Consider the following 10,803-nt stretch of genomic DNA (forward strand, 5'->3'; position numbering starts at 1 on the left):
CGCCTGGCCCATGGTCAGCAGCCGGCGCCGGCGGGCCAGCGAGACGAGGCGGCGGGCCGCGACCCGGCCGGCGCGGGCGAGGCCGCGGGGGTGGCGGGCCACCAGGTTCATCCACCGGTAGTCGGCCTGGGTGACCGCCATCCCCGTGGGCGCGCGCAGGTACGGCTCGGCGAGCGTGTCGATGTCCTCGCCGACGACGCGGGCGTCCATGGGCCTCGGCTCGATCGACCTGCCCTGCATCCGCCCACCGGGGGCCTCGGGGTAGTAGTCGGAGTAGCCGGCGACCCAGCGCATGTCGAGCGGGGTGTTGGCGAGGACGAAGCGAACCATGTCGGGGCCGGCGTCGAGGAAGGCGCGGCGCAGGTCGTCGTCGACGTCGTCGCCGGTGATGTGGGCGAGGTAGGCCGCGGCGTCCTCGGGGTTGTCCGGGACGCCGTCCCGCGCGAGGACGTCGTTGTTGGGGACCCAGACGCCGCCGCCGGAGCGTGCGGTGGAGCCGCCGTAGCGGTCGGCCTTCTCGACCAGGACGGTGTCGAGACCGTGGCGTGCCGCCGTGAGCGCGGCGGTCATCCCCGCCGCGCCGGCTCCGACCACGACCACGTCAACCGACTCCATGGGGCTCATACTAGAACAGGTTATAGTTTTTCTCATGCCCCTCGAGTGGACCGACCGTGCGGACGTCGTGGTGGTGGGCTTCGGCGGGGCGGGCGCGTGTGCCGCCGTCGAGGCCGCACGAGCCGGGGCGGACGTCCTGGTACTGGACCGTTTCACGGGCGGCGGCGCCACCGCGGTGTCCGGCGGCGTGGTCTACGCGGGCGGCGGAACGTCGGTCCAGCGGGCCGCCGGCGTGGCGGACACCCCGTCGGCGATGTTCGACTACCTGTCGCAGGAGGTCGGCGACGTGGTGGCGCCGGCGACGCTGCGCTCGTTCGTCGACTCGTCGCCCGCGATGGTCGACTGGCTGGCCGGCCTCGGCGTCCCGTTCGACCCGTCGCCGTGTCCGTTCAAGACGTCCTACCCACCCGACGAGTACTACCTGTACCACTCGGGGAGCGAGAACGCTTGGCCGTTCCGCTCGCTCGCCGCGCCGGCCGCGCGGGGGCACCGGGCGCACGGGCGGGGCACGTCGGGCCGGGTGCTGTTCGCCGCGCTGGCCGCGGCCGCCCGGTCGTCGGGCGCCCGGGTTCTCTCCTGGACGACCGCGGTCGGGCTGGTCGTCGAGGACGGCCGGGTGGTCGGCGTGGAGTGCCGCACGCTGTCGGCGGCGCCGGCCCGGGTGCGGCGCCGACTCGCCCGGCTGCACCGGCTCGCGGTGAAGCCGGGCCTGTACGCGCCCGCGCTGGCCCGCCGCCTGCACCGGCGGATCGCCTCGCTCGAGTCCCGTTGGGGCAAGCCGCTGTTCGTGTCGGCCGAGCGGGGCGTGGTGCTGGCCGCGGGCGGCTTCGTGAACAACCGGTCGATGATGCGCGAGCACGCGCCCGCCTACCGCGGCGGCCTACCCCTTGGGACACAGGGCGACGACGGCAGCGGCATCTCGCTGGGCGTCTCGGCGGGCGGCACGGTCGCGCGGATGACTTCCGTTTCGGCGTGGCGGTTCCTGACGCCGCCGAGCGCGCTGCTGCGCGGCATCCTCGTCGATCCCACCGGCGCCCGGTTCGTGGACGAGTCGTCGTACGGCGCGGCGATCGGCTCGCGCGTGGTGGCCGGCGGGGGCCGGGCGTGGCTGCTGGTCGACGCACCCATCGTGGCGGCCGCACGGCGCTCACTGCGCTCGGAGACGTTGTGGTTCCAGCGGTTGCAGGCGTGGTACCTGCTGGGCTGGTCACGGGTCCGCGGTGAGTCCGTGCCGGCGATGGCCCGCCGAGCCGGCATCTCCCCCGAAGGCCTGGCGGCAACGATGGCTTCCTATGGCTCGACACCCGACGCGTTCGGCAAGGACCCCTCGCTGGTGGCGCCGCTGTCGACGCCGCCGTACACGCTGATCGACTGCTCCTACGGTCCCCGGCTGGGCTACCCGTGCCCCGTGCTCACGCTGGGCGGGCTGGTCGTGTCGGAGTCGACGGGTGAGGTGCTGTCCGCCTCTGGAACCCCGGTGCCGGGCCTGTACGCGGCCGGCCGCAACGCGGTGGGCATCTGCTCGAACTCGTACGTCAGCGGCCTCTCGCTGGCGGACTGCGTCTTCTCCGGCCGCCGAGCCGGTCAACACGCGGCGACTCAGTCGCCGGCGCTGCCGCCGCAGTCCTCGATATGAGCCGTGAGCAGGGCGGTGATCTGCGCCTGGCCCGCCGCGAGCGTGGCGAAGCCGCTACCCGTTTCGGCGAAGCCTTGGTGCATCTCGGCGAAGCCTCGGTGCACCTCGTCTTCCAGTCTGCTCAGCCGCGTATCCAGCTTGGCAAACTTCTTGCCCTGCTCGACCTGGTCCTCGCGGATCGCGTTGAGCACGCCGGTGTGGCCGATCAGAACGGTCTTGCAGTCGGACGCGTCCTTCTCGGCCTTGGTGGCCAGGAAACGCACCTCCGCCATCTCGTGCTCGAGCCGGGTGACGCGGCCTGCGAGCTCTGGTGCCTCACTCATGGTTCCCCCTCGGGTTGGTCGTGGAGCGATGCCCAGATTGCACCAAGACCGGCGCCCTGCCAAACGGTTGTCCACAGGTTCCAGCAAGTTGTCCACAGGGCATCGCCATCGACAGGAATGAGAACGTGTTCTAGTCTTGGCGCATGAGTGAGCGGGTGATCGACGCCGTGCACGAGCTGTTGCCGGTGTTGCGGGAGCGTGCCCAGGACACCGAGGACGCGCGCCGCATCTCCGAGGAGTCGATCAAGGCGCTGCAGCTGACCGGGTTCTTCAAGCTCCTCCAACCGAAGCGCTACGGCGGCCGAGAGCAGCACCCCAACGAGTTCTACCGCGCCGTGCGCGCCGTCTCCAGCGCCTGTGGGTCCACCGGCTGGGTGGCGAGCGTGCTCGGCTGCCACCCCTGGCAACTCGCCCTCTTCGACGACCGTGCGCAGCGGGAGGTCTGGGGCGAGGACGACGACACCCGCGTCTCCAGCTCCTATGCCCCCATGGGCCGCGCCAAGCCTGTCGACGGCGGGTTCGAGTTCACCGGTCGGTGGAGCTTCTCCTCCGGCTGCGACCACGCCACCTGGGTCTTCCTCGGCGGTCTGGTCATGGACGACGCCGGCAACCCCACCGACTTCCGCACCTTCCTGCTCCCCCGCGCCGACTACGGGATCGACGACGTCTGGGACACGATCGGGCTGCGCGGCACCGGCAGCAACGACATCATCGTCGACACCGTCTTCGTCCCCGAGTACCGCACGCTCAGCTTCATGGACACCGGGAAGTGCCGCGGCCCCGGCCAGGCCGTCAACACCGGGCCGCTCTACAAGCTGCCCTTCGCCTCCGTCTTCTCCTGCTCCATCGCGGTGCCCGTGGTCGGCATGGCCACCGGCGCGTACGACGCCTACGTCAACCACACCCGCGAGCGCGTGCGCGCCTCCACCGGCGGCCGCGCCGCCGAGGACTCCTTCAACCAGGTGCGCATCGCCGAGGCGGCCAGCAACATCGACGCCGCCATGCTGTTGATCGAGCGCGACCTCGACGAGCAGTTCCGCCACGCGACCGCCGGCGAGAAGATCCCGTTCCCGCTGCGCGTGCAGACGCGCCGCGACCAGGTCAACGCCACCAGCTCCGCGATCGCCGCCGTGGACCGGCTCTTCGAGAGTGCCGGCGGCCGGGCGCTCAAGGTCGGCACGCCCATCCAGCGCTTCTGGCGCGACGCGCACGCCGGCCGCGTGCACGCGATCAACGACCCGGAGAAGGCCCTCGCGATGTACGGGCAGGCACAGCTCGGGCTGAAGGTGACCGACGCGTGGATCTGACCGAAGCCACCGCGACCGGCCTGCACTACTACGAGGCGGGCACCGGCGAGGCCGTCGTCCTGCTGCACGGCGGCGGGCCGGGCGCGTCCGCGTGGAGCAACTTCGGCCCCAACCTTCCCGTGTTCGCCAAGCAGTTCCGCACGGTGCTCGTCGACCAGCCCGGCTTCGGGAAGTCCGACAAGCCGGAGATCACCAGCCAGTACTTCACCTTCGCCGCCGACGCGCTCGCGAGACTCCTCGACGAGCTGGGCATCGAGCGCGCCCACCTAGTCGGCAACTCGCTCGGCGGCGGCACCGCGGTCCGCTTCGCGCTCGACCACCCAACGCGCGCGGGCCGGCTCGTGCTCATGGCACCGGGCGGGCTCGGGCTCAACGTGTTCGCCCCGGACCCGACCGAGGGCATCAAGAAGCTCTACCAGTTCGGCGCGCCGCCCGGGCCCAGCAAGGAGAAGCTCGCGAGCTTCCTGCGGACGCTCGTGTACGACCCGTCGCTCGTCACCGACGAGCTCGTCGAGGAGCGGTACGCGGCCGCGAGCGACCCGGATGCGTTGCGCGCCATGGCGGCCATGGGCGCCTCGTTCGCCGCGGACCCCGAGGCGGGCATGCTCTGGCGCGAGGCCCACCGGCTGCGCCAGCGCGTCCTGCTGGTCTGGGGCCGCGAGGACCGGGCCAACCCGCTCGACGGCGCGCTCGTCGCGCTCAAGGTCATCCCCCGCGCGCAGCTGCACGTGTTCGGCCGGTGTGGACACTGGGCGCAGCTGGAGCGCTTCGCCGAGTTCAACCGGCTCGCGATGGACTTCCTCGGGAGCACCTGATGGGTATTCGCTCGCTGGGCTACCTGCGCATCGAGGCGACCGACGTCCCCGCGTGGCGCGTGTTCGGGCTGAAGGTCCTCGGCATGGTCGAAGGCAAGGGAGACAACGAGGACGCGCTGTACCTGCGGATGGACGACTTCCCCGCGCGCCTCGTGATCGTGCCCGGCGAGACCGACCGGCTGGCCGCGTCCGGCTGGGAGGTCGCGCACGTCGCCGAGCTCGGCGAGGTGTGCGGCCGGCTGGAGGCCGCGGGCGTGCCGTTCAAGGAGGGCACCCGCGAGCAGTGCGCCGACCGGCGAGTGGACCAGCTGATCACCTTCGAGGACCCGTCCGGCAACACGCTCGAGGTCTTCCACGGCGTCGCGCTGCAGCACCGGCGCGTGGTCAGCCCGTACGGCCACCGGTTCGTCACCGGCGAGCAGGGCCTCGGCCACGTCGTGCTGTCCACACGGGACGATGCGGAGGCCCTGAACTTCTACCGCGACGTGCTCGGCTTCCGGCTGCGCGACTCGATGCGCCTGCCGCCGCAGCTGGTCGGGCGGCCCGCGGACGGGGATCCCGCGTGGCTGCGGTTCTTCGGCTGCAACCCGCGCCACCACAGCCTCGCGTTCCTGCCGATGCCGACGCCGTCGGGGATCGTGCACCTGATGATCGAGGTGGAGAGCACCGACGACGTGGGCCTGTGTCACGACCGGGCGCTGCGCCGCCAGGTGCCGATGTCGGCGACGCTCGGCCGGCACGTCAACGACCTGATGCTGTCCTTCTACATGAAGACGCCGGGCGGCTTCGACGTCGAGTTCGGCTGCGAGGGCCGGCAGGTCGACGACGAGGCCTGGATCGCGCGGGAGAGCACCGCGGTCTCGTTGTGGGGTCACGACTTCTCGATCGGCGCGCGCCCAATATGATCGACCAGATGATCGAGCCGGCCGCGTTTCGCAAGGCACTGGGACACTTCTGCACCGGCGTCACGGTCGTCACGGCGATGGAGGGCGCCGAGCCGGTCGGGTTCGCGTGCCAGTCGTTCGCCGCGCTGTCGTTGGACCCGCCGCTGGTGCTGTTCTGTCCCGGCCGCACGTCGCGCACCTGGCCGCTGATCGAGCGGCACGGTTCGTTCTGTGTCAACGTGCTCAGCCACGACCAGCGCGACGTCAGCACCGTGTTCGGCACGGCCGGCGCCGACAAGTTCGCGGCCGCGTCGTGGCAGCCGGGCCCGTCCGGCGTACCGGTGCTGGACGGTGTGCTCACCTGGCTGGACTGCGCGATCGAGAGCGTGCACGACGGCGGCGACCACCACGTGGTGATCGGCCGGGTCACCACGCTCGGCCCGCGGCGCGACACCCGGCCGCTGCTGTTCTACCGCGGCGCATACACGGTGACCGAGCCCGCCGAGCCGACCCCCGGCATCCTCGACAACCTCATCACCTGGTCCCGCCACGACGACTGGATCTAGTAGTTGAGGACCGTGGCGAAGCGGAACAGGTCGGCGACGTCCAGCGGCGGCGGGTCGGACCGGGCCTCCACGTAGTACACGGTCGCGTGCAGGAACGTCCCGTTCGGGCGCATCGCGGTCAGCCGGTGGACCGTGTGGTCGGTCTCCGGCTCGGAGAACACGCTCACCGCGCCGTAGGTGCCGTCCGGGAACCGCCGGTACGTGCAGTCCAGCTGGAACTCCGGGCACGGGGTGTACCGCGGGTCGGAGTCCGGGTCGCGACGCCCGACGTCGATCTTCAGCAGGGCCGCGTCGTGGCCGGCGCCGAGCAGCGCCACGGCGAGGTAGAGGTCGGGCGTGTCGGCGACGTGGAACACCAGCGGCTCCCACGGCTCGGACCCGTACGTGGTGGAGACGGCGATGGGCGCGACGTCGACGCCGGCCAGCACCCGTGACCGGGCCTTGGCCAGCTGCGCGGTGAGCCGGCGGGCACGGTTGTCGATGGCGGCCGCCGAGTTGCCGACGGACGGCGGCGGGCCGGGCGCACCCGTGGCCGACGGGTCCGTCGGCGGCGGCGACCACGACGAGTCGTTCGGCGGCGCGCTCGCCGGCTCACCGAGGCCCAGCACCGCGGCGAACACACCCGCCACGAGGAGCACGCCGGCCGCGACACCGACCGAGCGCCACCGCCGCGGCGCCGGCTCGACGTCCTCCTCGGGCCACGGGTCCGCGGCAAGCTCGGCCAGCTCGGCCGCGAGCCGCTCCTCGTCGGTGGCCAGCACGTCCAGCGCCGCGGCCGTCTCCAGCTCGACGGTCTCCTCGGGCCGTTCCAGCAGCTCGGCCACCTCCGCCACCGACAGCCCGGACCAGTAGCGGAGCACCACCACCGCCCGCTGTCGCGGCTCCAGCGTGGCGAGCCCACGGCGCAGCGGCTCGGACTCCGGCGAGGCGGACTCGGCGAGATCGGCGGGATCGGCGAGCCACTCGCGGACGACGTCAGCCGGCTCCTGCTCGGCCTCCGGCGGCGGGGCGCCGAGCAGACGCGCCAGCCCGGCGAGGGAGTCCGCGGCTGGCACCATGGCTCCATGGTGACCGAGGACGACGTCCGGCGGGTAGCCCTGTCGCTGCCACGCACCACGGAGAAGCCGTCGTACGGCAGGCCCGGCTTCCGGGTCAAGGACAGGCTCTTCGCCCGCATCCGCGAGGAGGGCGACGTGCTCGCGATCTGGGTGGCCGACGAGGGCGAGAAGCAGGGCCTGATCTCTTCCGAGCCGGAGAAGTTCTTCACCACCCCGCACTACGACGGCCACCCGCTCGTCCTGGTCCGCTTCGCCGCCGTGGACGTCGACGAGCTGACCGAGCTGCTCACCGACTCGTGGCGGCTGCGCGCACCGACGCGCGTGCTGGCCGAGCTCGACGGCTGACGTCACGCCCGCCGCCGGCGCCGCGACGTACCGGGTGAGCACTGGAGGCGGCATGGCCAAGCTGGCCGGTGCGCTGCGCACGCACCACAAAGTGATCACCGACGGCTTCTTTCGCAGCGGCGACCTGGACTTCCAGACCCGGGGCGCGCTCGGCCGGGCCGTACACGGCGCGAGCGACCCGGGCGACGTGCTCGCCACGATCGCGCGGGTGCGCTCACCCCGGGACTGGTTCCGCGAGTGGTCCACGACGGCCGAGCAGACCGAGACTGTGGCCGCGGCCGCCCACAAGGCCGGGCACCGGGTCAGCGCGGCCGGGGCGTACCTGCGCGCGGCGACGTACTGGGCCGCGGCACTCGACGGCGTCGACAGCCTCGGCGATCCGGGCCCTCGGCTCGCGCCGACCTTCCGCCGGCACCGGGACTGCTGGGACGCGTTCGTCGACTGCTCGGACGGCGCGCACGTGCGGGTGTCGGTGCCGTACGAGGCGACCTCGCTGCCCGGCTACCTGCTGCGCCCGGACGCCTCGGGCACGGCGCGGCCCACGTTCGTGGTCACCAACGGCAGCGACGGCTCACTGTCGGACCTGTGGGGCAGCGGGGTCGCGGCCGCGCTCGAGCGCGGGTGGAACGCGTTCGTCTTCGACGGGCCGGGCCAGCAGTCGATGCTCTTCGAGCACGACGTGGCATTCCGCCCGGACTGGGAGGCCGTGCTCACGCCGGTGCTCGACGTGCTGGTGGCCCGCCCGGACGTCGACGCCGGCGCGCTGACCGGGTACGGCATCAGCCAGGGCGGCTACTGGCTGCCGCGGGCGCTGGCGTTCGAGCACCGGCTGCGGGCCGCGGTGGTCGACCCGGGCGTCGTGGACGTGTCGACGTCGTGGCTCGGCCGGCTGCCGGACAGCATGGTCAAGCAGCTGGACGCCGGCGACCGCGAGGGCTTCCTGAAGAGCATGCGAGTCGCCGAGCGCGTCCCGAGCCTGCGCCGCACGCTCGCCTTCCGCGGCCGGCCCTACCGGCGCGACGACATGTACGACCTGTTCCGGACCGTGTGCGAGTACCGGCTCACCAGCGAGCAGGCGGGCGCCGTCCGCACGCCGCTGCTGGTCACCGACCCGGAGGGCGAGCAGTTCTGGCCGGGCCAGTCGCGGAGACTCGCGGGGCTCGTCGCGGACGCGGAGGTCGTCGCGTTCGCGGCGGCCGACGGCGCGGGCGGGCACTGCGAGCCGCTCGCGCGCCTGCGGGTGGAGCAGCGGATGTTCGACTGGCTCGCCGACCGGCTGCGGACGAGCTGAACGTCACATCCCGGCGAGGCCGGCGAGTCGGTCGACGTGCTCGGCCGGCGGGCCGAACAGCGGCAGACCGGCGTGCGCGCGCTTGAAGTAGCGGTGCGCGTCGTGCTCCCAGGTGATCGCGATGCCGCCGTGCAGCTGGATCATCTCGCCAGCCACCTCGTGCAGGGCCTCCGCGCAGTGCGCCTTCGCGACCGCCGCACGCAGGGCCAGCTCCGACGGCGGCGCGAGCGCGGCGGCGAGCGCGGCCGACTCGGCCGTCTCCACCAGCACGTGCATGTCCGCCATCCGATGCTTCAACGCCTGGAACGAGCCGATCGGCCGGCCGAACTGCCGCCGCTGCTTCGCGTAGTCCACGGTCAGCTCCAGACAGCGGGCCGCCGTCCCGGCCTGCTCGGCCGCGAGCGCGGTGCACGCCACGTCGCGCAGCAGGTCGAGGTCCATCGCCCCCACCATGCGGGCGGGCGCCGCGGACAGCGTCACGGTCGCGAGCCGGCGGGTCTGATCCATCGCCGGTGTGTGCGCACGGACCGCCACGGCCGGCTCGACCTCGAAGAGTGCCGGGCCGTCGTCCGTCCGGGCGACCGCCAGCAGGAGGTCCGCGGTGTCGCCGTCCAGCACGTAGGCCGCCGAGCCGGACAGCTCCCAGCCCGCTGTCCCGTCCCGCGCGACACAGGCCGGCTCCGCCCAGCCGGACGGCGAGGCCCAGGCCAGCGCGACGACCGAGCCCGTGGCGACCCGCGGCAGCAGCGCGGTGTCGCCGGCCGAGACCAGCGCGGTCGCGGCCAGCACCGAGCCCAGCATCGGGGTGGCGGCGAGCGTGCGGCCCAGCTCGTATTGCACGACGAACACCTCGGCCAGCCCGGCGCCCAGTCCGCCGGCCGGCGCGGGCACGAGCAGCCCCGGGGCACCCAGCTCGGTCAGCGGCGGCCAGTGGTCGGACTCCTTGGCCAGTAACCGGCGAACCGTGTCCCGCAGCGACCGCTGGTCCTCGGTCAAACGCATGCCACAATCTAACCAAACGGTTGCTTGGTTGCCTAGCGCGTCCCTCGATCGGGCCGGTTCGATATTCTCAGTGACGGTCGGGGGCCTGAACACGACGCACGCGAGGAGACCTGGTCATCGAGAAGGGTGCACTGGTCGCTGGCCGTTATCGGTTGTTGGAGCAGGTCGGCAGCGGCGCGATGGGTGTGGTGTGGAAGGCGCAGGACGAGCGCCTGGACCGCACCGTCGCCATCAAACGCCTGCTCGTCCGCTACGCCGTGTCCGAGGAGCAGTCCGAGGAGACCCGCCGGCGCGCGATGCGCGAGGCGCGGATCGCGGCGCGGCTGCAGCACCGCAACGCGATCGCGATGTTCGACGTCGCCGAACACGACGGCGACCCCTGCCTGATCATGGAGTTCCTGCCGTCGCGCAGCCTCTCCGCGGTGCTGGCCGAGCGCGGCACGCTCCCGCCGACGGAGGTCGCGGAGATCGGCGCGCAGGTCGCCGCCGCGCTCGCCGCGGCCCACGCGGTCGGCATCGTGCACCGCGACGTCAAGCCGGGCAACATCCTGCTCGCCGACAACGGCACCGTGAAGATCACCGACTTCGGCATCTCGAAGGCGCTCGACGACGGCACGGTGACCACCCAGACCGGCCTCGCCGGCACGCCCGCCTACCTCGCTCCCGAGATCGCCCGCGGCGAGGACCCCGGCCGCGCCTCCGACGTGTTCTCCCTCGGTTCGACGCTCTACCACGCCGTCGAGGGCAAGCCGCCGTTCGGCACGAACTCCAACCCGCTGGCCCTGCTGCACGCGGTCGCGTCGGGCATCGCGCCGCCGCCGCGCAACGCCGGCCCGCTCGCCGACACGCTGGCCAACCTGATGCGGCCCGACCCAGGCACCCGCCCGACCATGCAGGCCGCGGCGGGCGCGCTCGCCAACCCGGCCGACGCGCCGACCAGGCAGACGAAGCCGGCCAAGCC

Annotated in this window: 12 protein-coding genes; 8 read left to right on the forward strand and 4 right to left on the reverse strand. The window is 72.9% G+C overall.

Translation table 11 applies throughout. The features are described from left to right. A partial coding sequence (locus ACRDSK_RS27065) for an FAD-dependent oxidoreductase (protein ID WP_431444130.1) occupies nucleotides 1–651 on the reverse strand: 651 nt, incomplete at its 3' end. Here ACRDSK_RS27065 and ACRDSK_RS27070 point away from each other — a divergent pair. Continuing rightward, nucleotides 650–2,251, forward strand: a complete 1,602-nt coding sequence (locus ACRDSK_RS27070; RefSeq protein ID WP_431444131.1) for an FAD-binding protein — start codon at nucleotides 650–652, stop codon at nucleotides 2,249–2,251. The two genes, ACRDSK_RS27065 and ACRDSK_RS27070, sit on opposite strands and share 2 nt — an antisense overlap. On the opposite strand, the gene ACRDSK_RS27075 is transcribed toward ACRDSK_RS27070, so the two are convergent. Next, on the reverse strand, nucleotides 2,215–2,574 hold the full coding sequence (locus ACRDSK_RS27075) for a hypothetical protein (protein ID WP_431444133.1): 360 nt from the start codon (nucleotides 2,572–2,574) through the stop codon (nucleotides 2,215–2,217). The two genes, ACRDSK_RS27070 and ACRDSK_RS27075, sit on opposite strands and share 37 nt — an antisense overlap. 143 nt (nucleotides 2,575–2,717) lie before the next feature. Here ACRDSK_RS27075 and hsaA point away from each other — a divergent pair, with 143 nt between their 5' ends. From hsaA to hsaB, 4 genes are read left to right on the forward strand one after another with little or no spacing between them, the layout of a single operon-like run. Beyond that, a complete protein-coding gene (gene hsaA, locus ACRDSK_RS27080) occupies nucleotides 2,718–3,881 on the forward strand; it encodes a 3-hydroxy-9,10-secoandrosta-1,3,5(10)-triene-9,17-dione monooxygenase oxygenase subunit (protein WP_431444134.1) in 1,164 nt (387 codons plus the stop codon). Beyond that, complete coding sequence (gene hsaD, locus ACRDSK_RS27085) at nucleotides 3,872–4,696, forward strand: 4,5:9,10-diseco-3-hydroxy-5,9,17-trioxoandrosta-1(10),2-diene-4-oate hydrolase (RefSeq protein ID WP_431444135.1); 825 nt, start codon at nucleotides 3,872–3,874, stop codon at nucleotides 4,694–4,696. Before hsaA ends, hsaD begins: the two co-directional genes overlap by 10 nt. Further along, nucleotides 4,696–5,601 (forward strand): iron-dependent extradiol dioxygenase HsaC, encoded by a 906-nt coding sequence (hsaC, locus tag ACRDSK_RS27090; protein WP_431444136.1) that lies wholly within the window; start codon nucleotides 4,696–4,698, stop codon nucleotides 5,599–5,601. Before hsaD ends, hsaC begins: the two co-directional genes overlap by 1 nt. After that, entirely contained in the window at nucleotides 5,598–6,146 is a 549-nt protein-coding gene (gene hsaB, locus ACRDSK_RS27095; RefSeq protein ID WP_431444137.1) for a 3-hydroxy-9,10-secoandrosta-1,3,5(10)-triene-9,17-dione monooxygenase reductase subunit, read from the forward strand. Before hsaC ends, hsaB begins: the two co-directional genes overlap by 4 nt. Here hsaB and ACRDSK_RS27100 read toward each other — a convergent pair. Then, nucleotides 6,143–7,204 carry an RNA polymerase sigma factor gene (locus ACRDSK_RS27100; RefSeq protein WP_431444138.1) on the reverse strand — a complete coding sequence of 354 codons (1,062 nt, stop codon included), beginning with the start codon at nucleotides 7,202–7,204 and terminating at the stop codon, nucleotides 6,143–6,145. The two genes, hsaB and ACRDSK_RS27100, sit on opposite strands and share 4 nt — an antisense overlap. A gap of 6 nt (nucleotides 7,205–7,210) precedes the next feature. On the opposite strand from ACRDSK_RS27100, the gene ACRDSK_RS27105 reads away from it, so the two are divergent. Further along, on the forward strand, nucleotides 7,211–7,549 hold the full coding sequence (locus ACRDSK_RS27105) for an MmcQ/YjbR family DNA-binding protein (RefSeq protein WP_431444139.1): 339 nt from the start codon (nucleotides 7,211–7,213) through the stop codon (nucleotides 7,547–7,549). 52 nt (nucleotides 7,550–7,601) lie between these two features. Beyond that, nucleotides 7,602–8,840 (forward strand): alpha/beta hydrolase family protein, encoded by a 1,239-nt coding sequence (locus ACRDSK_RS27110; protein ID WP_431444140.1) that lies wholly within the window; start codon nucleotides 7,602–7,604, stop codon nucleotides 8,838–8,840. Between the two features lie 3 nt (nucleotides 8,841–8,843). Here ACRDSK_RS27110 and ACRDSK_RS27115 read toward each other — a convergent pair whose 3' ends face one another. Then, the gene (locus ACRDSK_RS27115; protein ID WP_431444141.1) at nucleotides 8,844–9,842 is read right to left on the reverse strand and encodes an acyl-CoA dehydrogenase family protein; all 999 of its coding nucleotides are present in this window, start codon (nucleotides 9,840–9,842) and stop codon (nucleotides 8,844–8,846) included. Nucleotides 9,843–10,021: 179 nt separating this feature from the next. Here ACRDSK_RS27115 and ACRDSK_RS27120 point away from each other — a divergent pair. After that, nucleotides 10,022–10,803 (forward strand): serine/threonine-protein kinase (locus ACRDSK_RS27120; RefSeq protein ID WP_431444142.1); only part of this gene is annotated, 782 nt, incomplete at its 3' end.

The organism is Actinophytocola sp., assembly GCF_050699915.1.
GTDB lineage: Bacteria > Actinomycetota > Actinomycetes > Mycobacteriales > Pseudonocardiaceae > Actinophytocola.

What these genes read in the sequence shown, in the direction of transcription:
- ACRDSK_RS27070 (WP_431444131.1), top strand. Translation starts at nt 650, where the DNA reads ATGCCCCTCGAGTGGACCGACCGTGCGGACGTCGTGGTGGTGGGCTTC.
- ACRDSK_RS27075 (WP_431444133.1), bottom strand. Translation starts at nt 2,574, where the DNA reads ATGAGTGAGGCACCAGAGCTCGCAGGCCGCGTCACCCGGCTCGAGCAC.
- hsaA (WP_431444134.1), top strand. Translation starts at nt 2,718, where the DNA reads ATGAGTGAGCGGGTGATCGACGCCGTGCACGAGCTGTTGCCGGTGTTG.
- hsaC (WP_431444136.1), top strand. Translation starts at nt 4,696, where the DNA reads ATGGGTATTCGCTCGCTGGGCTACCTGCGCATCGAGGCGACCGACGTC.
- hsaB (WP_431444137.1), top strand. Translation starts at nt 5,598, where the DNA reads ATGATCGACCAGATGATCGAGCCGGCCGCGTTTCGCAAGGCACTGGGA.
- ACRDSK_RS27100 (WP_431444138.1), bottom strand. Translation starts at nt 7,204, where the DNA reads ATGGTGCCAGCCGCGGACTCCCTCGCCGGGCTGGCGCGTCTGCTCGGC.
- ACRDSK_RS27105 (WP_431444139.1), top strand. Translation starts at nt 7,211, where the DNA reads ATGGTGACCGAGGACGACGTCCGGCGGGTAGCCCTGTCGCTGCCACGC.
- ACRDSK_RS27110 (WP_431444140.1), top strand. Translation starts at nt 7,602, where the DNA reads ATGGCCAAGCTGGCCGGTGCGCTGCGCACGCACCACAAAGTGATCACC.
- ACRDSK_RS27115 (WP_431444141.1), bottom strand. Translation starts at nt 9,842, where the DNA reads ATGCGTTTGACCGAGGACCAGCGGTCGCTGCGGGACACGGTTCGCCGG.